Origin of the sequence: Curtobacterium sp. MCPF17_002 (assembly GCF_003234115.2) — a bacterium.
In the GTDB taxonomy this organism is placed as follows: Bacteria; Actinomycetota; Actinomycetes; order Actinomycetales; family Microbacteriaceae; genus Curtobacterium.
Map to the genome: position 1 here is coordinate 3,013,628 of NZ_CP126251.1, position 22,202 is coordinate 3,035,829.

16 protein-coding genes are annotated in these 22,202 nt (G+C 72.8%); 7 read left to right on the forward strand and 9 right to left on the reverse strand.

Translation table 11 applies throughout. The annotated features are described in order from the left end of the window. Positions 1–76: 76 nt before the first annotated feature. The 4 genes from DEJ28_RS14070 (at position 77) to DEJ28_RS14085 (ending at position 6,536) form a co-directional block, all read left to right on the forward strand. On the forward strand, positions 77–1,246 hold the full coding sequence (locus DEJ28_RS14070; RefSeq protein WP_181433817.1) for a Gfo/Idh/MocA family protein: 1,170 nt from the start codon (positions 77–79) through the stop codon (positions 1,244–1,246). Beyond that, complete coding sequence (locus DEJ28_RS14075; protein WP_111116882.1) at positions 1,243–2,169, forward strand: sugar phosphate isomerase/epimerase family protein; 927 nt, start codon at positions 1,243–1,245, stop codon at positions 2,167–2,169. The genes DEJ28_RS14070 and DEJ28_RS14075 overlap by 4 nt, the downstream gene beginning before the upstream one ends. Positions 2,170–2,187: 18 nt before the next feature. Beyond that, positions 2,188–4,002, forward strand: coding sequence for a thiamine pyrophosphate-requiring protein (locus DEJ28_RS14080; protein WP_111116883.1), 1,815 nt, complete (start codon positions 2,188–2,190; stop codon positions 4,000–4,002). Positions 4,003–4,142: 140 nt separating this feature from the next. After that, on the forward strand, positions 4,143–6,536 hold the full coding sequence (locus tag DEJ28_RS14085; protein ID WP_111116884.1) for a bifunctional metallophosphatase/5'-nucleotidase: 2,394 nt from the start codon (positions 4,143–4,145) through the stop codon (positions 6,534–6,536). 307 nt (positions 6,537–6,843) lie between these two features. Here the strand turns inward: DEJ28_RS14085 and efeB are convergent, their stop codons facing one another. The 3 genes from efeB to efeU are packed head-to-tail and all read right to left on the reverse strand — an operon-like array spanning position 6,844 to position 11,001. Next, positions 6,844–8,157 carry an iron uptake transporter deferrochelatase/peroxidase subunit gene (efeB, locus tag DEJ28_RS14090; RefSeq protein WP_111116885.1) on the reverse strand — a complete coding sequence of 438 codons (1,314 nt, stop codon included), beginning with the start codon at positions 8,155–8,157 and terminating at the stop codon, positions 6,844–6,846. After that, positions 8,154–9,377, reverse strand: a complete 1,224-nt coding sequence (gene efeO, locus DEJ28_RS14095) for an iron uptake system protein EfeO (RefSeq protein ID WP_111116886.1) — start codon at positions 9,375–9,377, stop codon at positions 8,154–8,156. Before efeO ends, efeB begins: the two co-directional genes overlap by 4 nt. Beyond that, entirely contained in the window at positions 9,364–11,001 is a 1,638-nt protein-coding gene (gene efeU / locus DEJ28_RS14100) for an iron uptake transporter permease EfeU (protein ID WP_111116887.1), read from the reverse strand. The genes efeO and efeU overlap by 14 nt, the downstream gene beginning before the upstream one ends. A 69-nt stretch (positions 11,002–11,070) precedes the next feature. Here efeU and DEJ28_RS14105 point away from each other — a divergent pair, with 69 nt between their 5' ends. Continuing rightward, a complete protein-coding gene (locus DEJ28_RS14105; protein WP_111116888.1) occupies positions 11,071–11,853 on the forward strand; it encodes a trimeric intracellular cation channel family protein in 783 nt (260 codons plus the stop codon). A gap of 277 nt (positions 11,854–12,130) precedes the next feature. Then, positions 12,131–12,739: a TetR/AcrR family transcriptional regulator gene (locus tag DEJ28_RS14110; RefSeq protein ID WP_181433818.1), complete on the forward strand. Its 609-nt coding sequence runs from the start codon at positions 12,131–12,133 to the stop codon at positions 12,737–12,739. Between the two features lie 217 nt (positions 12,740–12,956). Here the strand turns inward: DEJ28_RS14110 and DEJ28_RS14115 are convergent, their stop codons facing one another. From DEJ28_RS14115 to DEJ28_RS14135, 5 genes are all read right to left on the reverse strand, one after another. Beyond that, positions 12,957–15,257, reverse strand: coding sequence for a transglutaminase TgpA family protein (locus tag DEJ28_RS14115; RefSeq protein WP_111116890.1), 2,301 nt, complete (start codon positions 15,255–15,257; stop codon positions 12,957–12,959). 77 nt (positions 15,258–15,334) lie between these two features. Next, entirely contained in the window at positions 15,335–16,666 is a 1,332-nt protein-coding gene (locus tag DEJ28_RS14120; protein ID WP_111116891.1) for a DUF58 domain-containing protein, read from the reverse strand. Then, positions 16,666–17,658 carry an AAA family ATPase gene (locus DEJ28_RS14125; protein WP_502866930.1) on the reverse strand — a complete coding sequence of 331 codons (993 nt, stop codon included), beginning with the start codon at positions 17,656–17,658 and terminating at the stop codon, positions 16,666–16,668. Before DEJ28_RS14125 ends, DEJ28_RS14120 begins: the two co-directional genes overlap by 1 nt. Positions 17,659–17,857: 199 nt before the next feature. Further along, the gene (locus DEJ28_RS14130) at positions 17,858–18,856 is read right to left on the reverse strand and encodes a sugar phosphate isomerase/epimerase family protein (RefSeq protein WP_111116892.1); all 999 of its coding nucleotides are present in this window, start codon (positions 18,854–18,856) and stop codon (positions 17,858–17,860) included. After that, on the reverse strand, positions 18,853–20,058 hold the full coding sequence (locus tag DEJ28_RS14135; RefSeq protein ID WP_111116893.1) for a Gfo/Idh/MocA family protein: 1,206 nt from the start codon (positions 20,056–20,058) through the stop codon (positions 18,853–18,855). Before DEJ28_RS14135 ends, DEJ28_RS14130 begins: the two co-directional genes overlap by 4 nt. A gap of 110 nt (positions 20,059–20,168) precedes the next feature. Here DEJ28_RS14135 and DEJ28_RS14140 point away from each other — a divergent pair, with 110 nt between their 5' ends. Then, positions 20,169–21,167 (forward strand): LacI family DNA-binding transcriptional regulator, encoded by a 999-nt coding sequence (locus tag DEJ28_RS14140; RefSeq protein ID WP_111116894.1) that lies wholly within the window; start codon positions 20,169–20,171, stop codon positions 21,165–21,167. Between the two features lie 17 nt (positions 21,168–21,184). On the opposite strand, the gene DEJ28_RS14145 is transcribed toward DEJ28_RS14140, so the two are convergent. Continuing rightward, positions 21,185–22,180, reverse strand: coding sequence for a glycosyl hydrolase family 18 protein (locus DEJ28_RS14145; RefSeq protein ID WP_258368218.1), 996 nt, complete (start codon positions 22,178–22,180; stop codon positions 21,185–21,187). Positions 22,181–22,202: the final 22 nt, after the last annotated feature.

Consider the following 22,202-nt stretch of genomic DNA (forward strand, 5'->3'; position numbering starts at 1 on the left):
AGAAGGTACTCATCCGTTCCGGCACGTGGCCGGGAGACGCCGATACGGTGGGACCAGTTCGGCGCGAGGGAGCACCATGAGCAGTGGGTACGGAGGGCGACGCCTGCGCGTCGTCGTGGTCGGGACGGGCATGATCGCCGGGGTCCACGCGCGCGCTGCGCGCGCGGCCGGGGCCGAGGTGCTCGGAGTGCTCGGCCGGAACGCGGCCAGGTCGGAGCAGGTCGCGGCGCAGCTCGACCTCCCCCGCGGGTACGCGTCCCTCGACGAGGTGATCGCCGACGCTCCGGACGTCGTGCACATCTGCACCCCGAACGACCAGCACCACCCGCAGGCGCTCGCCGTCATCCGTGCCGGCATCCACGTCGTGTGCGAGAAGCCGCTCGCGATCGACGCCGCGCAGGCCGCCGAGCTGGTCGACGCTGCGCGCGAGGCCGGCGTCGTGGCGACCGTGCCGTTCGTGTACCGCTACCACCCGATCGTCCGCGAGATCCGCGGCCGCATCGCCGACGGGGACCTCGGCCGGGTGCTCGCCGTGCACGGCCACTACCTGCAGGACTGGATGCTCGACGAGGACGCCTCCTCGTGGCGCGTCGACGCCGGCGCCGGGGGCCTGTCGCGGGCGTTCGCGGACATCGGCTCGCACTGGTGCGACCTCGTCGAGTTCGTCACGGGTGAGCCGTTCGCCTCGGTCTCCGCCGTCACCGACATCGTCTACCCGACCCGGCCCGCCGCCTCGGGGCCGTCGTTCTCCGGTTCCCCCGACCCCGATCCGGTGCTCGATCCGAGCACCCGGGCCGAGGTCACGACCGAGGACACCGCGGTCGCGACGTTCCGGACCGGGACCGGGCGCATCGGCAACGTGGTCATCTCGCAGGTGTCCGCGGGTCGGAAGAACCGGTTGTGGTTCGAGGTCGACGGTTCCCGCGGCTCGGCGGCCTTCGACCAGGAACGACCGGAGTCGGCCTGGTTCGGCAACGAGCGCGGCGCCCAGATCGTCGTCCGAGACCCGGCACTCGGCGTGCCCGACCAGCGGCGCCTGGCGCTCGTGCCGTCGGGGCACCCGCAGGGGTACCTCGACGCGTTCGCGGCGTTCGTCGCGGACACGTACACCGCCGTCCGCGCCGGTGGCGACGAGTCGGCGTGGCCCGAGGGGCTGCCGACGTTCGCCGACGGAGCACGTGCGGCACGCATCATCGACGCCGTGGTCGGCAGCGCCGCCGACGGCACGTGGAGGGAGATCCGATGAAGCTCGGGATGCTGACGGCGTGCCTGCCCGGGTGGTCGCTGGAGCGCATCGCCGCGTTCGCCGCCGAGCAGGGGTACGAACGGCTCGAGGTGGGAGTCTGGCCCGGAACCGGCGGCCGTGACTTCGAAGCGGCGCACCTGCCGGTGGCGACCTTCACCGACGAGGACGCGCAGACGACCCGGGCGCTGCTCGACCGCACCGGACTCGAGATCAGTGCCCTCGCGTACTACGAGAACAACCTGCACCAGGACCCGTCGCGGCGCGCGGAGGTCCACGCGCACCTCAAGCATGCCGTCGACGCCGCGCAGCTGCTCGGTGTGCCCTACGTCGGGACCTTCATCGGACGCGACAACACCAAGTCCGTCCGCGAGAACATCGCCGAGGGCAACCGGGTCCTGCCCGAGCTCGTCGACTACGCCGGCGAACGCGGTGTCCGGCTCATCATCGAGAACTGCGTCATGGAGGGCTGGCACCCCGACGGCTACCCGGGCAACATCGCGTACTCGCCCGAGCTCTGGGGCTGGGTGACCGGGCTCGGGTTCGGGCTCAACTGGGACCCCTCGCACCTGACCTGGATCGGCATCGACCCCGTCGAGACGATCCTGCCGTTCGCCGAGCACATCGTGCACGCGCAGGCGAAGGACCTCGAACTCTTCCCGGCGAAGCGCAACGAGTACGGCTTCTTCGGCAAGGTCGACAAGGGCGAGGACCCGTGGGACATGGGCTGGTGGCGCTTCCGGGTGCCCGGCCGTGGCGTCGTCGACTGGCCGCACGTCGTTGACCGGCTGTACGAGGCGGGCTTCGACGGCACGCTGAGCGTCGAGCACGAGGACCCGCTCTGGGGCGGCACCGACGAGAAGGTCCTCGAGGGACTCCGCATCGCACACCGCACCCTCCGGCCCCTGATCGCCCCGGGAGCCTGACCCGAGCACGCTGGCCCCATGACCACGACCGTGAGCGACTTCGTCATCGACCGCATCAAGGCGTGGGGCGTCTCCCGCGTGTTCGGCTACCCCGGCGACGGCATCGGCGCCTTCGACGGCGCACTCGGCAAGGCCGACGGCAGTGAGCGTGCGCTGGAGTACGTCCGGCCGACGCACGAGGAGATCGCCGCGCTGATGGCCACCGCGCACGCGAAGTTCACCGGCGAGGTCGGGGTCTGCGTCGCGACGTCCAGCCCCGGCGCGTTCCACCTGCTCAACGGCCTGTACGACGCGCAGATGGACAACCAGCCGGTCGTCGCGATCGTCGGGCAGCAGGGGCTCGCCTCGATCGGGACGTTCACCCAGCAGGAGTCGAACCTCGAGCGGGTGTTCGCCGACGTGGCCTGCTACGTCGAGACCGTGGCGACCCCGGACGCCGTCGGGGTGATCGTCGACACCGCCTTCCGGACCGCGATGCTCCGGAAGCAGCCGGCGGTCGTGGTGCTCCCCCACGACGTGCAGGCGATGCCGTACGAGGCACCGACGGCCGAGCACTGGGTCTCCCGGTCGAGCGACGTCGCTCCCTCGACCCGCATCGCTCCCCCGGCGGACGAGATCGCGAAGCTCGCCGAGATCGTGAACGCCGGCGAGCGCGTCACGTTCCTCGTCGGGGCGGGTGCCCGGGGCGCGACGGACCAGGTGCTCGCCGCCGCCGAGAAGGCGGGCGCCGGCATCATCACGGCGCTCCGCGGGAAGGACGTCGTGCCGTCGGACGTGCCGTGGCACACGCAGCAGGTGGGCCTCCTCGGGTCGCGGCCGAGCCTGACGCAGATCAAGGAGTGCGACACGATCGTGCTCTTGGGCACGAACTACCCGTACGGCGAGTACCTGCCGGCGACGGGGCAGGCGCGGGGTGTGCAGGTCGACATCAAGCCGGAGCAGCTCGGGCTCCGTTACCCGACGGAGCTCAACCTGTGGGGGGACGTGGGGGCGACGCTCGACGCCGTGCTCCCGCTGCTCACCGAGAAGCCGGACAGGTCGTGGCAGGAACGGCTCGCGGGCGAGATGCGCGAGTGGGAGGCCGAGATGGCCCGGCAGGCCGAGGTCACGTACGACGACGGTGTGAACCCGCGCCGGGTCATCCGGGCGGTCAACGAGCACCTGCCGGAGGGCGTCACGGTGACGTGCGACGCCGGCACCACGGCCGACTGGTACGGCCACCACATCCGCCTGCGGCGCGGGATGCGCGGCGACATGTCCGGCCGCCTCGCGACGATGCTCGCGGCGATGCCGTACGCCGTCGCCGCGAAGTTCGCGTTCCCGGACCGGCCGGCGGTGTGCACGATCGGCGACGGCGCGTTCCAGATGCTCGGCATGAACGAGCTCATCACCGTGAAGAAGTACATGGCGGACTGGCCGAACCAGCAGTTGGTCATCGTGGTCATGCACAACGACGACCTGGGCCAGGTGTCGTGGGAGATGCGCACCGAGGACGGCAACCCGATGTGGCGCGGGTCGCAGGACGTCGAGTCGATGGACTACGCCGGGTACGCCGAGCTCCTCGGTTTCACCGGGATCGCGGTGCACGGCGACGACGAGGTCGAGACGGCGGTGGAGCGCGCGTTCGCGAACCCCGGCGTCACGCTCATCGACGCGTACGTCAGCCGGAACGTGCCCCCGCTGCCGCCGCACGTCACCGCCGAGTACGCGATCAACACGGCGAAGAGCCTGCTGAAGGGCGACCCTGCGGAGCTCGGCGTGGTGAAGGACTCGGCGAAGGCGATGGCGGCGGAGGCCGTGGAGCGGGTGAAGGGCGCCCTGGGCCGCGACTGAGCGCCGCGCGGCGGCACGCGGCAGCGCGCGGCGGCACGCGGCAGCACACGGCAGGGCCAGGCCCCGCCGTGTGAACAACACGTGACGTGTCGCGGCACCCCCTGGCGCGTCGCCTGTGGGCTTTCATAGGTTCTCCGACGATGAACGCTCACACCTCTCCGCGCCGACGACGGCGCCTCGGCAGCGGCGCCGCACTCGCCACCGCCGGCGTCCTCGTCGCCCTGTCCGTCCCCTCGACCGCCGTCGCCGCCGCCGGCGACACCACGATCGACCTCTACGACGTGAACGACTTCCACGGCCGCATCGCGCAGTCGCTGAACGCCCCGCCCCGCGACGGCGACGCCGCCGGTGCCGCGACCCTCGCCGGAGCGCTGCAGGAGCTCCGCGGCGAGGACCCGTCGACCTCGGCCTTCGTCAGCGCCGGCGACAACATCGGCGGCTCGACGTTCGAGTCCTTCATCCAGGACGACCAGCCGACGATCGACGTGCTCAACCAGATGGACCTCTCGGTGAGCGCCATCGGCAACCACGAACTCGACAAGGGCCAGGACGACCTCCGCGACCGGGTCATCGGTGGCCCCGAGGCCACCCGGGCGCAGTGGGACTACGTCTCGGCGAACATCCTCGACAGCGCGACGGGGAAGCCCGCGTTCGATCCGTACGCGATCGAGGAGATCAGCGGCAAGCGCGTCGGCTTCATCGGCGCGACCGTCGACCTCGTCGGGCAGGGGCTCGTCAGCCCGGACGGCATCGCCGGACTCGAGATGGGCGACATCACGACCGAGGTCAACCGCGTCGCTGCGGACCTCACCGACGGTGTCGACTCGAACGGTGAGGCGGACGTCCTCGTGCTCCTCGTGCACGACGGCGCGGAGTCCTCCGCCGTGACCGACCTCGACGGCGACGGGGAGTTCGCCCGCGCCGTGCACGGTGTGACGCCGAAGGTCTCCGCGATCCTCTCCGCGCACACGCACCAGACCTACGTGCACGCGGTGGTCCCGGACGGCGGGACGGTCGCTCGCCCGGTGATCCAGACCGGCTCGTACGGCTTCAACCTCGGACACGTGCAGCTGACCGTCGCCGCCGACGGGGCCGTCACCCCCACCGTGGCGGAGAACATCCGCCTCGTCGACGGCACGTTCACGCCGGACCCGGACGTGCAGGGCACCGTCGACGCTGCGGTGGCGAAGGCCGACGAGCTCGGCGCGGTGCCGCTCGGGACGGTCGACCGCGACCTCCGCCGAGCCGTGCAGAGCGACCGGTCCGAGAACCGGGGCGGTGAGTCGACGCTCGGGAACTTCGTCGCCGAGGTCCAGCGCGCGGCGACGACCCGCCAGGGCTCGCAGATCGCGTTCATGAACCCCGGCGGCCTGCGCGCCGACATCGACTCCGGCTCGGTCACGTACAAGGAGGCCGCCGTCGTCCAGCCGTTCGCGAACACGCTCGTGGTGCTCGACCTCACCGGTGCGCAGGTCCGGCAGGCCCTCGAGCAGCAGTGGCAGCCGGCTGGTGCCAGCCGACCGTTCCTCAAGCTCGGCGCCTCAGACGGCTTCGCGGTCACCTACGACCCGACCGCCGCGGCGGGGTCGCGCGTCGCCTCGATGACGCTCGACGGCGCGCCGGTCACGGCCGACTCGACCTACAAGGTGACCGTGAACTCGTTCCTCGCGGGCGGCGGCGACAACTTCGCGGCGTTCGCACAGGCCGCGGCGAAGCAGGACAGCGGGAAGGTCGACCTGGAGGCCCAGGTCGAGTACTTCCGCGCGAACCCGTCGGTCGAGGTCCAGCGCGACCAGCGATCGGTCGGCGTCCACGTCACCCCGACCCCCGCGGGCGGCTTCCAGCCGGGCGACGCGGTCTCGATCGACCTGTCGTCGCTCACGTTCAGCAACGAGACCGACCAGGCCGGGACCGTCTCGGTCAGCGCGGGTGACCAGGTGCTCGCCAGCAGCCCGGTCGACACGACCGTGGTCGACAAGACCGACGAGCAGGGTCGCGCGACCCTGACGTTCCGGGTGCCCGGCGCAGAGCCGAGCACGAACGCCGGCGCTGAGCCGAGCACGAACCCCGTCGCCGCGCTCGGCCGCGCGTCCGGCACGACCACGCTCGCCGCTGCGGTCACACCGGCCGCGACGACCGAGGAGCCGCTCGTCGTGACGCTGCCGAACGGCCAGACCATCACCCTCGCGGTGACGATCCCGGTCGCAGCGGTCGTCGATCCGGGCACCGAGCCGGGCACCGACCCGGGCACGGGTGGCCCGACCACCCCGGATGACGGCGACCCGACCACCCCGGGCGCCGGCGAGGTGGGTGTCGACATCGACGGCGACGGTGTCGTCGACGGCACCGTCCCGGTGCGCGCCGACGGCGAACTCGCCTTCACGGGCGCGGAGATCGCCGCGCCGGCGATCGCCGCCGGCCTGCTGCTCCTCGCGGGCCTGGTGGCGCTGCTGGTCGTCCGCCGGAACCGGGCGGAGCTGGACGGGGCGAAGGAAGACGCGGCGACGCGCGACCGAGCGGTCCTGACGGACTGACACCGCGCCTCCAGTCCGCCGGTACGGGCCGTCTCACCATGGTGGGACGGCCCGTTCTCGTGCTGCCTGGAGGCGCGGTGCCGGTGCCCTGGACCGGCCCGCGCCGACGGGTGGTCACCACCACTGTCCCATCCCGGTACTTCCCTGCTGTTCCGGCGATGCGCGGGGTACGCTCGGCCTGTCGCAACGCGACGCGTCGTGCTGGGTCACCTCTCGTCCGGACGGTGGTTCCGCCCGGCGGACTCCGCGACGCGGGTGCTCTCCGTCTCCAGGGAAACGACGGAGGGCACCCACCTCACGACGAGCGTCAGCGGAAGAGCTGCTCGCCGATGTACGACCCCTTGCGCGGAGCCGGCGGAACGGCGAAGACGGCCGAGCCGATGTGCGAGATGTACTCGTTCAGGCGGTCCGACGCACCGAGCTTCCGCTGCAGCCGCGTGAAGTGCTCCGGGTCGTTCATGTACGCCGTGAAGAGCAGTCCGGCGTCGAGCTGCCCGTACTGGTTGAGCCCGTCGGTGTAGTTGTACGGGCGACGGAGGATCTTCACGCCGTCGTTCGCCTCGTGCGCCGCGAGGGCGATGTGCGAGGTCGGGTCGATCTTCGTCGCGCCGCCCGTGCCGGTCGCCGCGAAGTCCGGCGTGGTGTGCTCGGAGCCGCCGGAGAGCGGGGCGCCCTCGATCTTCGACCGGCCGAACACCCGCTGCTGGTCGCTGACGACGTCGGCGTCCCAGATCTCGATGTTCATCCGGATCTTCCGCGCCACCTGGTAGGTGCCGCCGGCCATCCAGGCTGCGCCGTCGCCGGCGTCGTCGACCCAGACGAAGCGGTCGTAGTCCGCGTCGGTGCTGATGTTCCGGGTGCCGTCCTTGAAGCCCATGAGGTTCCGCGGCGTGGACTGGTCCGGCCCGGCCGACGCCCGACCGAAACCGAGGACGGTCCAGCGGACGGTCGCGGTGCCCCGGGCGATCCGGGCGAGGTCGCGGACGGCGTGGTACGCCACCTGCGGGTCGTCCGCGCACGCCTGCAGCGACAGGTCGCCGCCGGTGAGCCCGTCGTCGAGGTTGTCGCTCGGCAGCGTCGGGATTGCGGCGAGGTGTGCGGGCTTCCGCGACGCCAGACCGAAGCGCTCGTCGAAGATCCCGGGGCCGAGCCCGACCGTGACGGTGAGGGACGCCGGGCCGAGGTCCAGCGCCTCGCCGGTGTCCGCTCCGACCCCGTCGCCGTGGGCGGGCTCGACGCTGCCCACGGTCTTGCCGGCCTGCAGTTGCGCGATCGACGCGGACCAGCGGGCCAGGAGCACCTGCAGGTCGGTCGTCACGGTCGAGGACATGTCGAACGTCATGAAGACGCAGTACCGCTGGGGTGCGGTCCGCACGCCACCCTGCGGCTGCCGCGCGGCGGTCGCGTAGAAGGGGTGGCTCTGCGAGAGGTCGATCGACTCGTCGCCGTTCGTGGCGGCGGACAACGGGTTCACCCCGGTCGCGGCGGTGGCTCCGGCGATGCCCGCCACCGCGCCCACGCCGGCTCCGGCCGCGGCCACACCGGCGCCGAACAGCCCGCGCCGGGAGACGCGCCCGCGGTGCTGCTCCGCGGGCGCGCCGTCGTCGTGCGGGTCCCTCACGCGGTGGCGACCTTCTCGGCGAGACGGGACAGCGGGTCCTGCAGTGCCTGGACCTGCTGGGAGACCTTGTTCGCGTCGGAGGCCTTCGTCGCGGCGTCCCACGTGTCGAAGCCGCCGAGGTCGTCCGCGTTCCGGTAGTCGTCCATCAGCGTGTTCGTCGCGTCGAACTGCTTCGCGATCTGCTTCGTGAGCGTCGGGTCGAGCTTCGTCAGGCCCGGCTTGAGGTACGCGAACGCCTGCCGCGCGCCCTCGACGTTCGCGGCGAGGTCGACGAGGTCGATGTGGCTGTAGGCCTCCTCCTCGCCGGTGATCTTGTTCGACTGGACCTCCTCGAGGAGGCCTGCGGCCCCGTTGGCGAGGTCCTCGGGCTTGTAGTCGAGGGTCGGCACGAGCTTCGCCAGCAGCTCGACGTTCTCCGTCAGGTCCGCGGCGGTCTGCTTCGTCGTGTCGGTGATCGCACCGGCCTCGAACAGGTCCTTCTCGACCGCGTGGAACCCGCTCCAGCCGACCGCGTCGTCGAGGTTCGACGCACGCATGTCGATGAGGTAGTCGAGGTTGCCGGCGTTGTCGGTCGCCTTGAAGCCCTTCTTCACGAACCCGTCGACGTCGCTCTCGATGTGCTCGTAGAACGGACGGGCGTTCGCGTAGTCCGTCTTCGCGGCGGCGAGGTCGCCCTTGTCGACGTCGGCCTGCAGCTGCTTGACGGCGGCCACCATGTCGGTGACCTGGCCGTCGACGTACTCGGCGTAGCCCTTCGTGCCCTCGTCGAGGAGGGTCGCGGCGCTGCTGTTCGCGGTCGAGGTCACCTTGCCGGTGACGGTGAAGTCGGTGAGCTCGTGCTCGGCCCCGGGGCAGTACACCTGGTACTCGCCACCGGTGAGCGTCGCGGTGAACCGCACGGCGTCGAGTCCGGGTGCGAGGTTCTCCTTCTCACCGAGGATCCGCTGGTCCTGCAGCAGCTCGACCTCGGTGATGGCGGTCGACGACTCGTTCTTCACGGTGAACGTGACCGGGCCGGCGGGGACCTTCGTCTCGGAGACGGCGCACTTGTCCGAGCCGTCGTTCGTCAGCGTCACCGAGACGCGGGACACCTTGCCCGAGCTGCTCGCGCCGTCGCCCGCCGAGGTGGACGAGTTCGCGCAGCCGGTGAGCGCGAGGGCGGTGACGACACCGAGGGTGCCGAGGATGGTCAGGGGGCGGGCAGTCCTAGCGGAGGGCATACTCGGGGCTCCTTGTGGGGTCGTCGGCGGGTGGGCCGCGCGACGGGTCGGTTTCGGGCGTGGTGGTCGAGACGGTGGGGCGACGGCGCCGGTCCCGCAGGGCGAGCAGGGCCTGGGCAGCGGCGGCGGCGCCGAGGGCGATCGGCAGCCAGGCCTTCCAGAGCAGCAGCTCGGCACTGCGCGTGTCCGCGGCCGCCACGGCGGCGGCGGACCGCTGGACGTGGGTGGCCGGGACGGACCAGACGGTGCGGTCCAGGGTGGTGGTGCGAGCAGCCGGGAGGCCCCCACCGGCCAGCGTGAGCACGGTGCGTTCCGAGCGGGTGGCGTCCAGGACCCCGCCCCGGACGGTCCAGAGGGTGACGGTGTCGCGGACGGCCCAGCGCGCGGTGAAGGGGCCGGGGTTCGTGCTCGGCGAGACGCCGACCGGCAGCCGACCGAACAGGTCGACGAGGTCGTCGAGGGTGAGGGTGGACGGTCGCGCAGTGGCCGCGCCGTCCTGGGTGCTGTCCTGCGCGGCTGCGCCGTCCTGGGTGGCCGCGCCGTCCTCCGTGAGCCGCCAGCGGTCCGCGGTCACGCCCGCGCGGGTGACGCGGCGGTGGGCCGACGTCGGCAGGGCGATCCGCCCCTCCCGGCCGGTGCCCGTCGTGCGGAGGACGGCGGTCGCACCGTCGACGGTGGCCGTGACGGAGGTGGCGTCGCCGGTCACGGCGGTGGTGCGCGGCAGGTCGGCGCCGCCGGTCGGGACGGTGATCGCGAGCGCTGCGGCCGCGACCGCGAGGACGCCTGCGGTGACCGCGCGGACGACGGGGACGCGTGCCGGGGACGGCCGCCAGGCGCGGGGCCAGAGCGACAGGGCGAGCACGGGGACGACGTAGAGCACCCAGCCGAGGACCTCGATCGCCCGGGGGTCCGGTGGGATGCCGAGGACGCCCGTGACGAGGGCGCCCTGCACGGAGCCGTTCGGGGCGAGCCAGCTGAGGTCGACGGTGCGCTGCTGGCCGATGACGATCCAGCCGGCCTCGTGCGCGCGGCGGAGCACGGTCAGGACGAGGCCGCCGGCGACGAACACGAGGAAGACCCCGGTGCCGGTGAAGAACTTCGACAGGTTCAGCCGCACGCCGCCGGTGTAGATGCCGTAACCGACGACGACCGCGCCGGCGATCCCGATGACGGCACCGAGCGCGGCGAGCCCGGTGTCCGACGAGGCCTGGAACGTCGCGAGGAGGAAGACCGCGGTCTCGAAGCCCTCCTTGAGGACCGCGAGGAACGCCATCCCGGCGAGGGCCCACGCGGTGCCGCGGCCGAGCGCCTCGGTCGCGCTCGCCTCGAGCTCCTTCGTCAGGGTGCGCGCGTGAGTGCGCATCCAGACGATCATGCCGGTCACGAAGACGACGGCGACGATGCCGATGACGGCTTCCATGCCCTCCTGCTGGGCCTGCGGGAGCGCCTGCTCCACCACCTGCAACCCGAAGCCGACCGCGACGCTGAGCACGACGGCGACCCCCACGCCGAGCCACATGGGGGCGAGGGGGACACGGTTGCGACGGAGGAACGCGGCGATGATGCCGACGATGAGGGTCGCTTCGAGGCCTTCGCGGAGGCCGATGACGAGAGTGGCGAGCATGACGAAGGTGAGGCTAACCTAACCGGCGCTCCGCCCGCCAGTCGCCCGGCGTGGGGTTTGATGGTTCTCATGAACCTGCTGACCCCCGAGGGCCTGGCGTCGGTCACGAACGTGCTCGACCTCGCGGGCGTGTTCGCGTCCGCGCTGCTCGGTGGATCGCTCGCCCGCACGATGGACTTCGACCTGTTCGGGTTCCTGGTCGTCGGGTTCGTCTCCGGGCTCGGCGGCGGCATCCTCCGCGACACCCTCCTGCAGGACGGGCCGCCCGTCGCGCTCGTCGACCCGCTCTACGTCCCGGTCGCGATCGCCGGCGCACTCATCGCGTTCCTCGTGTCGTTCTCCGCGCTGACGTGGGACCGGCTGTTCACCGTGCTCGACGCCGCCGTGATCGGGTTCTGGGCGGTCGTCGGCGTGCAACGGACGTTCGACGCAGGGCTCCCCTGGCCCGCCGCGATCATCATGGGCACCGTGACGGCCGTCGGCGGCGGTGCGATGCGGGACCTGCTGCTCCGTCGCGTTCCCGCCGTGTTCGGCGGCAACGCGCTCTACGCGACCGTCGCGGTCGCCGCCTCGGCCGTGATGGTCATCGCCTCGCACCTCGGGTCCCCCACCATCGGGATCGTCGCCGCGATCGTCCTCTCGCTCGGGCTGCGATGGGGTGCCGTCCGTCGGGGATGGGGCCTTCCGAACGGCCGCGACTGGCAGCCGAAGTCCACGCTCGGGTCGCTCCTGCAGCGCGGTCGACGACTGCGCCCGGACGCCATCCGACTGCTCCGCCGACCCGGTCGACGTTCCGGCGCCGGCAGCGTCCGGAGCGAGCACGAGACCCCCGAGGACGACACGGGGGTGTGATTCGTCGGTGCTCGGGCGTAGCATCGGTACCGCCGGGTATCGACTCGGCGCACATCGTCCGCTCCTGCACCGACGCGGCCCGAACGCGGCGGTTCCGGGCAGACCTGTGGATGGGGGCTTCGCTGATGCCGCGCGGGATCAGACGCGCGGCGCGGCAGGTCTCCGCCCGCGAGCTGCACGTGCGCCGGTATCCGTCAGAATGATCGTCGACCACCTTCACGCCAGCCCGCCGCAGCCGGACCCCGACGGACCGCGACGGCCCGTCAGACCAGGAACGATGAGCGACGACGCCTCCGACGCCCCCACACCCCGGACCCCCCGCGCCGAGGTCCGTGAACGACTGCTGAACGCCGGAGCCGAGGTCTTCGCCGAGCAGGGCGTGCACGAAGCCCGCCTCGACGAGGTCGCCGCCCGCGCCGGGTTCAGCAAGGGTGCGGTGTACTCGAACTTCTCGTCGAAGGAAGACCTCGTCGGGCAGGTCATGCAGCGCGCGACGAACCTGGTCCTCGGGGAGCTCCGGGAACTCGTCAGCGTCGACATCGCCGCCGTGGACATCGCCGACGTCGTCCGCGCCGCGTTCGGCCGCCACGACCAGAGCGCACAGTTCGCCCTGCTGTCGGAGTTCCGCGGGTACGCCAGTCGGCACCCCGAGTTCCTGCCCGAGTTCGTACGGCAGCGCCGAGAACTGCAGGACGGGGTGCTCGAGCTCGTCCGCCTGTGGTTCGGCGCCCATCCGGAGGTCGACCCCGGCATGCCGCTGGAGGACTTCGCCACGGTGCTCATCGGCGCCAACGTCGGCATCGTGTTCGACTCGGCCGCGCTGCCCGAGGTGAACCCCGGCGAGATCGTGGCGCGGCTCGTCGAGGCGGTCATCCGCCGGCGCTGAGCCCGGGCGCGCGGTGCGCGCCGCGCGCGGGCGCGCTCGGTGCCGCCGCGCACGGTGCGAGGCTGGTCGACCGGTGCGAGGTTACCGACCCCGTGCGGCCCCGGGCACCTCGCACCGCGACCGGAACCTCGCACGGAACGAGCAGGCGAGCGACGTGCCTCGCACCGTGCGAGCGTGCACGCCGTGCCTGCCTCGCACCGTGCGAGGAAGCGCGCTCCTACGCCGGCCTGCGGCGCGCCCGACGTCCCTCGTGCGACCACGCCGACGACGGCAGCAGGCTCGGCGGCAGCAGACGCGACCGGACCACCCGCGAACCGGACACCGATGCGTCCAGGGCGACCCGCGCCTCCCGGATCGCAGCGAGCAGCGCGTCGACGTCCACCGACGCCGCCCCGCCCGCGGCGAACCGTTCACGGTCGACCGCGTCGACCACCGCCTCGAGGTGCGGCAGCACGCCGGACGGCACCGACGGCCGGAGCCGTCCGAGCACCGCTCGCGCCGTCCGTGCCGCGGCGGCCGCGTCACCCGGTGGTGCGAGACCGGGCGCGTACCCGTGGTCGGCGACGTCGTCGAGGACCTCGCGCCAGGCGTTCACCGCCGGCGACCGAACCGAGCGCACCGCGCCGAGCCGGGACCGTCTCCGGAACACCCGCACGACGGCGGGCGAGACCAGGAGCGCGACCGCGAGCAGCAGCCCGACGGCGAGACCGAGCGGGCCGTTGCCGCTGCCGTTCGTCGACCCGGCTGCCCCGGGCCCGGCGGACGCGGTCGGCGTCGGCGTGGCCGAGGACTCGGCGGGGGACGACTGTCCCGGCGCCGGCAGCGGCGTCTCGGGAGCAGCGGCCGACGGGGTCGACGTCGCCTCGGACGAGGACGTCGCCGCGTCGTCGGAGTCGGGCGTCGGCTCGAAGGCGACCCAGCCCGCGCCCTTGATGTAGAGCTCGGGCCACGAGTGCAGCTGCCGGTTCGAGACCGTGTACTCGCCGTCGGCCTGCGTCGAACCGGCCCGGTAACCGACCGCGATGCGGGACGGGATGCCGAGCGTGCGGGCCATCACCGCCATCGCGGACGAGAAGTGCACGCAGTACCCCTCGCGCGTCTGCAGGAACTTCGCGACGACGTCCATGCTGTCGCCGTCGTACCCCTGCTCGACGGGAGCGGTCTCCGAGTAGGTGAACAGGTCGCTCCGGAACCACTGCTCGAGGGCACGTGCCTCTTCGTAGTCGGTGCCGGCGGAGCCCGCGACGCGCTGGGCGGTGCGGGAGATGCTCGTCGGGAGCTTCTCCGGCAGCGCCAGGTCGGTACGGAGCTGCGCGGCCGAGGGTCGCGCGAACCCGCGGCCGTCGGCGCGGCCGAGCAGACCTGACGCGGCGATGGCGTCGAGGTACTCGCCGGACCAGGTCGACGCGCCGTACACCTCGTACGTCGCGCCGCGCGGCGTCGCCGGCCCGGTCGACCGGACCGTGCTCGAGGTCCCCATCCAGCGCCACTGCGCGAGGTCGAGGTTCGTCGAGCGGGACTCGATCGAGACCGCCCCGGCGGGGACCGGCAGGTAGTTGCTCGACAGCCCCGTGACCCGGATCGTGACGTCGCCGCGCGCGGAGAGGCGCGGGTTCACGCCGACCGCCCACTGCTGTGTGTCAGCGGTCTCGGAGGTGCTGACGTCGGTCGTCGTCGGGACCCAGTCGCCCGTGCCGAACTCGTCGAGGTCGGCGAGCTTGAGGTACTCCGGCTGTCCGTCCGCCGAGCGGTACTGGAACACCTCGAGCTCGTTCGGCTGCCGGAGGTCCTGCCCGAGGTTGAGCAGCGTCCCCGGCCGGCCGGGTTGCACGGGTGACTGGATCGCCCCGGTCACCCCGGACAACCAGCTGGCGTTGAGCGGCACGATCGCCGGCAACCCCACCGCGACGACGAGTCCGACCACGCCGACCACGGCGGCCGGGAACGCTCGCTGGACCGGCCGGACCGACAGCCAGAGCAGCGCGAGGAACGCCAGGCCGGTGGCGATCACCAGCCCGGGCGCGGCCGGCGCTCCGGTGACGATGCCCGGGACGATGAGGATCACGAGGGCCGGCGCCGCCGCGAGTGCCGCGGTCGGGGCGACGGCGGCGAGGAACAGCGACACCCCGGCCACCCACCCGATCGCCACCGTGACGATGAGCCGGATCGAGTCGGTCTGCGGCAGCGGCGCCGGGTTCAGGCGGATCGCGGCGAGCGTCTCCCCGAGCGCACCGTCCTTGTCGAGCCAGCCGAAGGGTTGGACGTCGTTCACCACCGCAGCGGCGCACGAGCAGACGACGAGCGCCGCGACGAGTGCGACGAACCGGACGCCGGGTGCACGGCGGCGGACGGCCAGCATCGTGACCACCAGGACGGCGGCGAGGACGACGCCGGACACCCACCAGGCAGCGCCCTGCACGAGCGGACGCATGGCGAGGGCGGCGATGAGCACGGGGACGGGTGCGAGCGCGACGACCCAGGGGTTCGGGGAGTCCGGGCGGTCCGGGCGGTCGGTCACCGGACGGCCGTCGGCACGTCTCGGGGCACCGCCACGAGGGGCGCTCCCCGGCGCGACGGGGCGGGTGGAGACGCCGCTCACCGGATGCTCCCGGCGGTGTGCGCCCCGGCGACCGGGACGACGAGGGTCCGCCAGCCGCCGCGGTCGAGGATGCCGCGGACGACCGGGTCCGGCGGGACGATGGTGGCGAGGATGCCCCGGCTCGACCCGGTGGTCGAGGAGACGAGTTCGGCGGCCTGCTCGGCGGTGCAGTGCCCCGTGACGACGGCGGTCATGCCGTGCACGTCACGGCCGCGGACGTCGGGCAGGACATCGGTGACCTCACGCGCGTCGGAGCGGATCCGGACGTCGGCGAGTCCGACGAGCACGTCCGTCAGCCCGCCGGCGTCCCCGGCGTGCCGGGTGCTGCCGGACGGGCCGTCGCTGACGAGCAGCACGCGCGAGGTCCGCGCGGCGAGGGCGCGGGCGACACTGGCGGCCACGACGACCGCGTGTTCGAAGGCCGCGTCTCCGCCGAGGTCGGACAACTCGGCGAGGTCGTCCCGGCCGAGCCGCTGGTACGACTCTCGTCGGACGTCGAGCGCGATCACGGCCTCGGGCGGCTGTGCCTGCGAGGTCTGCCGGACGTGCAGTTCGCCGCGGCGGGCGCTCTGCCCCCAGTGCACGCGTCGGATCGGGTCACCCGGACGGTAGGGACGGAGCTCGCTGTCGTCCGCCGAGCCGCCCTGACCGACCCGGCCCTCGTCGGCCGAGACGGCTCCCGCGAGCGCGCCGGTGTCGAGCGCGGCGAGCGGTGTCGTGGCCGGCACGACCACGACCTCTTCGGCGGCGACGACGGGGCGGTCGATGCGGAGGAGCCCGAACGGGTCCTCGACGCGGATCGTCACCGGACCGACGAGACTGCGGCCGCGGTGCATCGCGAGGGCCTCGACGTCGAGGACCGCCGGTGGCACGCGCGGTCCCACGGTCGCGTAGGTCTCGGCGGTGGACATGCTCACGAGTCCGTCGTCGAGCTGCTCCCGCACGAGCAGGGTCGACCGCGGTCCGACCGGCAGGTTCGTCCCACCGAGCGTGATGCGCTCCCGGTAGACCTCACCGACCTGCACGATGGCCCGCACGGTGCTCCGGCTGCCGCGCAGTGGCGCGGCGACGACGAACGCCATCACGATGCCGAGCACCACGAGCACGAGCAGGAGCAGCCCCGCGGACACCGCGACGCTCGTCGTCCCGACCAGTCCCCCGCCGATCAGCCCGATGCCGACGGCGATGACGGCCCAGCCGCGCGAGGTCGGGCGGGGGAACGGTGTCCGGCGCAGCAGCGACAGCCCGCGGCGGCCGTACCGGACGAGGAACGAGCGCACGGCACCGGCCCGCAGTGCGAACGACGACGGTGCCGGGGACCCGGACATCAGGAACGGACGGGGGCCGCCGTGAAGGGCACGGCGGTGTCGGACACGATGCGGATCACGATCTCGCGGGCGGTGTCGTCACCGGTGCCGCCGAGGCCGCGTGCGACCGGGACGAGACGGTGGGCGAGGATCACCGGCGCGAGGGCGGCGACGTCGTCCGGGGTGACGAACGGACGGCCGAGCAGTGCCGCGTGGGCGCGTGCAGCCTGGGCGAGGTGCAGGGTGGCCCGTGGGCTCGCGCCGAGCACGATGTCCGGGTGGGTGCGCGTGGCCCGGACGATCGCGACGATGTACGCCTCGACGTCGGGTGCGACGTGCACGGTGCGGACCGAGTGGATGAGGTCGCGGAGCGTGTTCACGTCGACGATCGGCCGGACGTGGGCGAGCGGGTCGCCGCCACCGCGGTTCGTGAGCATCTGGCGCTCGGAGTCGGCGCTGGGGTACCCCATCGTGAGACGCGCCATGAAGCGGTCGCGCTGCGCCTCGGGCAGCGGGTAGGTGCCCTCCATGTCGATCGGGTTCTGCGTCGCGACGATCATGAACGGGCTGTCCAGCTTGCGCGTGACGCCGTCGACGGTGACCTGCGCCTCGGCCATCGCCTCGAGCAGTGCGGACTGGGTCTTCGGGCTGGTGCGGTTGATCTCGTCGCCGATGACGACGTTCGCGAACACCGGTCCGGGCGAGAACCGGAACGTGCCGGAGGACTGGTCGAAGATGTTCACGCCGGTGACGTCGGACGGCAGCATGTCCGAGGTGAACTGGATGCGGTTCACCGATCCGCCGACGGACGCGCCGAGCGCCTTCGCGAGCACGGTCTTGCCGACGCCGGGGACGTCCTCGACGAGCAGGTGCCCCTCGGCCAGCATGACGGTCAACGCGGTGCGGATGGCCTCGCGCTTGCCGTCGATCACCGTGGCGACGGCGCCGATGATGTCGTCGCCGACGTCGCGGATGCGGTCGATGGGGAAGGCGGGGTCGGTCGGTTCCGGCACGCAGGCCTCCTCGTCTCGGGACAGGTGTCGTGCATGCTACAGCGGCCCGGTGACAGCCCCCGGAGTGTGCGCCGCCGACTGCACACCAGGACACAGCCGTACAAGAGGCGCTTCCGCTCGTAGGAGGTGGTTTCGCGCATAGGAGGCCGGGAAAACCGACCTCCTATGCGCGATCCGGCCCCCTACGCGCGATTCGGCCTCACCCGGTACGACGCGCGTCCGCCGCGCGGAGCACCGTGGCGGCGACCGCGACGCCCTCCTCGCGCCCGAGCTCGGTGTCCTCGTGCTCGATGTTCACCCACATGTCCGGGTCGACCTCGTGCAGGGCCTCGAGGAACTGCGACCAGTAGGCCTCGTCGTGGCCCTTCCCGAGCGCGACGAAGTCCCACGCCGACGGCTTCGGCCACTCGTTCGCCCACTCGTCGCCGCCGAGGTTCGTGCGCTCCTCGTCCGGGGACAGCCGGCGGAACGAGTTGTCGAGCACGCCGTTGATCGCCGCGTGCGGGTTGATCCGGACGTCCTTCGCGGCGGCGTGGAACACCAGCGGGCCGAGGTCACGGACGACGTCGACCGGGTGCATCTGCTGCCAGAACAGGTGCGACGCGTCGAGTTCGACCCCGACGTTCGTCAGTCCCCCGCGCGAGACGAGCTCGCGGATCGTCGCCGGGTTGAACACGACGTTCTGCGGGTGCAGTTCCAGCGCGACCTTGACCCCGTGCTCCCGGGCAAGCGCGTCGATCTCCTGCCAGAACGGCACGGCGACGCTCCACTGGTACTCGATGACGTCGAGCGCGGCGGAGTTCCACGCGTTGACGATCCAGTTCGGCCTCGTGCCACCCGGCTCGCCGGCGGGCAGCCCGGACATCGTGACGACACGGTCCTGACCGAGGCGGGCGGCGAGCCGGATGCTGCGGCGGAGGTCCTCGGCGTGGGCGTCCCCGATCGCCCGATCCGGGTGCAGGGGGTTGCCGTTGCAGTTCAGCCCCGCGATGGAGACACCGATGCCGTCGAACTGGGCGAGGAAGGCGTCGCGTGCTGCGTCGTCGACCAGGATCTCGTCGATCGAGGGCACGTGCACCGGTGGCAGGAACCCGCCGGTGTTCAGCTCGATGCCGGTGAGGCCGTTGTCCGCGATCGCCGCGAGGGCGGAGGCGAGGGGGCGATCGTGGAAGATCGCGTTGTACAGACCGAGCTTCATGCGTTGACCGCTTCCGTGATCGTCTCCGTCGATCCCCCGGCCGCGGCGGACCGTGCCACCGCGTCGAGGACCTCCATGTTGTGCACACCGTCGTCGAAGGTGGCGTTCGCCGGCAGGGCATCGGCCGCGCCGGTCACCTCGTCGAGGAATGCGCGTGCCTGGTACTCGAACATCTGGTTCTGCCCCCAGCCGACACCGGGCGCGTCCATCGCCATGCCGCCGGCGACGTACGGGTGGTCCGGGCCGAGCACGACCTGGCGGTAGCCCCCGAGCCGTGCGCCGTCGGACTGCAGTGCGAGGCCGATCTCGGACGCGCGCTCCTGGTCCCAGCGGGCGGCGCCGTTCTCGCAGAACACCTCGATGACGAGCCCGTTCGGGTGCGCCGTCGCGACCCGGGAGACCTCGAGCGACCCGACCACCGAGCCGTCGCCGAAGCGGGCGTTGAACGTCGCGTAGTCGTCGTTCTCGACGTCGGCGAACTCGCCCGTCAGCGGGACGGCCTGGCCGCGGAGCGCGAACCCCGCGGCGATCGGGCGCTTCGTGACGGCGGTCGTGAACATGCCACCGTTGACGCTCTGCACCTCGCCCGCGAGGAACTCCGCGACGTACGCCAGGTGCGAGCCGACGTCGGCGAGCGCGCCGGTGCCGGGAGCGCCGGCGAAGCGCCACGAGAACGGGACGTCGGGCGACGAGCCGTAGTCGGTCCAGTACCGTCCGGAGACGTGCAGGACCCGGCCGAGGGTGCCGTCCTCGACGAGCTGCTTGATCGCGGCGAGGCCGGGTGCGCGACGGTAGGTGAAGCCCACGCGTGCCGTCTGCCCGCGGTCGGCGGCGAGTGCCGCAGCGGCGGCCATGGCCCGGGCGTCCTCGAGCGAGTCGGACAGCGGCTTCTCGCACAGCACGTGCTTGCCGGCGGCGAGCAGGCCCTCGACGATCTCGCGGTGCAGCGTGTTCGCGACGACGACGCTCACGACGTCGATGTCGTCCGCCGCCGCGATGGCCCGCCAGTCGGTGTCGTGCCGGGCGTACCCGAAGCGCTGCGCGGCCTCGGCGGCCAGCGGCTCGTACACGTCGCCGATCGACACGAGCCGCACCGGCGGCAGGGTCGACCCGAACAGGGACGGTGCGTTCCGCCACGCGGCCATGTGGGCCTTGCCCGCCATGCCCGCCCCGATGACGGCGACGCCGATGCTGTCGCTCATGTTCTCTCCCCGAGAAGTCGGTGCTGCTTCTGGAACGTTCCAGAAGATGTCGGTAGACTGTAGCCGCATCAGCCCATGTCCTGTCAAGCGCTCCACCCGGAAGGATCCGCGTGTCCCCTCGCCCGCCGACGATCATCGACGTCGCGGCCCGCGCGGGCGTCTCGAAGTCCCTGGTGTCGATGGTGATGCGCGACGACCCCGGTGTCTCCGAGACCCGCCGCACTGCCGTCCTCGCCGCCGCCGCGGAACTCGGCTACCGACCGAACCGCGCCGCCGCGATCCTCGCCGGCACGCGCACCCGGACGATCGGCGTCGTCGTCGACGACTTCCGGAACCCCTGGTACGTCCCGATGCTCGACGGCGTCCGGGAGGCCCTCGCCCCGCACGGCCTCCGCCTCACCCTGGCGGACACGCTCGCGAACGCCCACCTCGGGTCATCGCCGTTCGACGACCTCGTCTCCCTCCGGGTCGACGGCGTGGTGCTCGCCGCCGAGGGCTTCCCCGACCTCGTCGTCCCCGCAGACACCCCCGTGGTCATCGCCGGGGAACGCGCCGACGTGCCGGGTGGGCTGGACGTCGTCGCCTCCGACGAAGCAGCCGGCGGCCGGTTGGCAGCGGAGCACCTCATCGGTCTGGGTCACCGCCGCATCGTCCACGTCACCGGCTCTGGAGGCCCGGCTGCCGTCCGGCGCGCGGCCACCGTCGCGCGGCTGGTCGAGTCCGGCATCCCGCCGCTGGTGTTCGGCGAGGGGCCGACCTCGGAGCAGACCGGCTACGCGGCCACCCGGCGCGCACTCGAGGACCACCCGGACCTGACCGCGGTGTTCGCCGCGAACGACGTGATGGCGATGGGGGCGATCGCCGCGGTGCGTGAGGCCGGGCTCCGGGTCCCCGAGGACGTCTCCGTGATCGGCAACGACGAGACCCCGCTCGCGTCGTCACCACTGCTGCGCCTGACGACGGTGGATCCGCACAACGACGAGGTCGGCCGTCTGGCTGCGACCCGGCTCGTCGAGCGCATCGGGGCCGCGCACCACGCCGCACCGACACGGACGCTCGTGCCGCCGTCCCTCGTCATCCGCTCGACCACCGCTCCCCCGCCCCGCTGACCGCGGGCCGGCCAGGATCAGCTCGGCAGCGCCAGGGTGCCGAGGGACCAGAGCGCGACGCCGTGCAGCCCGAGGTCCTCCGCCAGGTCGACGCGGGCCCGGTAGGAGCGGGCGTCCGACCAGTGCAGCTCGCGGCCGTCGTCGAGCGAGGCCGACCACTCCCCGTTCCGCGCCGACCACCGTGCGCGGTCGCCGGCGGCCTTCCGCGCCTGCGCCGGGGAGACCTGCGCGTCGCCGCTCCCACCCCACACGTAGCCGTAGCCCGCGATCCCGAGGTCGATCCGGTCGGCGGGCAGCCCCTCGGCCTCCGCCGCGCGGACGACCCGCGCGGCCCAGGGCAGCGCGCCGACCGTTCCGGGGCCGCTCCACGGGCCGTGCTGGTCGTAGGTCATCAGGACGAAGCGGTCGACGTGGTCCGCGAGTGCGCCGAGGTCGTAGCCGGTGTCCCGGTACCCGTCCGCGCTCGTCGAGGCCATCACCGCGATCGAGGTCTCCGCGTCGTCGCCGAGTGCGTCGTGCACCGCCGTCCGGAGCGCCGCCGCGAAGGCCACGAGCCCGGCGCGGTCGCGGCTCCGGAGCGACTCGAGGTCGATCTGCACCCCGGCCATGTGCTGCTCGGACGCGAGCTCGGCCAGCCGGGCGGCCACCTCATCCCGGTGGTCCGGGTCGGACAGCAGCGCCGTGCCGATCTCGGGCGAGAAGTCCCCGAGGGACTCGGAGTAGTTGCTGACGAGCAGCTCCGGGGCCGCACCGCCCGTCCTGGCCGTCCGTGCGAGCGCGCCCACGCCCGACGGGAGGTCGTTCAGCCCGGCGCCGTCCTCGGCGACCGTGACGCCGTCGATGCCGATCGTGGCCGAGCGCCCGGCGGCGTCGGACACCCGTGCAGCCGATTCGTCGCCGGGCTCGACGTACGCCTCGACCGCCGGCCCGCCCGTGCCGTCGTCGGTGGCGCAGCCGCCGAGCACGGCCGCGAGCACGAGCGCTCCGGCGACCACGAGACCTGTCCGCCGCATCACGCGCTCACCGTAGCGCGCG

What these genes read in the sequence shown, in the direction of transcription:
- DEJ28_RS14070 (WP_181433817.1), top strand. Translation starts at nt 77, where the DNA reads ATGAGCAGTGGGTACGGAGGGCGACGCCTGCGCGTCGTCGTGGTCGGG.
- DEJ28_RS14075 (WP_111116882.1), top strand. Translation starts at nt 1,243, where the DNA reads ATGAAGCTCGGGATGCTGACGGCGTGCCTGCCCGGGTGGTCGCTGGAG.
- DEJ28_RS14080 (WP_111116883.1), top strand. Translation starts at nt 2,188, where the DNA reads ATGACCACGACCGTGAGCGACTTCGTCATCGACCGCATCAAGGCGTGG.
- DEJ28_RS14085 (WP_111116884.1), top strand. Translation starts at nt 4,143, where the DNA reads ATGAACGCTCACACCTCTCCGCGCCGACGACGGCGCCTCGGCAGCGGC.
- efeO (WP_111116886.1), bottom strand. Translation starts at nt 9,377, where the DNA reads ATGCCCTCCGCTAGGACTGCCCGCCCCCTGACCATCCTCGGCACCCTC.
- efeU (WP_111116887.1), bottom strand. Translation starts at nt 11,001, where the DNA reads ATGCTCGCCACTCTCGTCATCGGCCTCCGCGAAGGCCTCGAAGCGACC.
- DEJ28_RS14105 (WP_111116888.1), top strand. Translation starts at nt 11,071, where the DNA reads ATGAACCTGCTGACCCCCGAGGGCCTGGCGTCGGTCACGAACGTGCTC.
- DEJ28_RS14110 (WP_181433818.1), top strand. Translation starts at nt 12,131, where the DNA reads ATGAGCGACGACGCCTCCGACGCCCCCACACCCCGGACCCCCCGCGCC.
- DEJ28_RS14120 (WP_111116891.1), bottom strand. Translation starts at nt 16,666, where the DNA reads ATGTCCGGGTCCCCGGCACCGTCGTCGTTCGCACTGCGGGCCGGTGCC.
- DEJ28_RS14130 (WP_111116892.1), bottom strand. Translation starts at nt 18,856, where the DNA reads ATGAAGCTCGGTCTGTACAACGCGATCTTCCACGATCGCCCCCTCGCC.
- DEJ28_RS14135 (WP_111116893.1), bottom strand. Translation starts at nt 20,058, where the DNA reads ATGAGCGACAGCATCGGCGTCGCCGTCATCGGGGCGGGCATGGCGGGC.
- DEJ28_RS14145 (WP_258368218.1), bottom strand. Translation starts at nt 22,180, where the DNA reads ATGCGGCGGACAGGTCTCGTGGTCGCCGGAGCGCTCGTGCTCGCGGCC.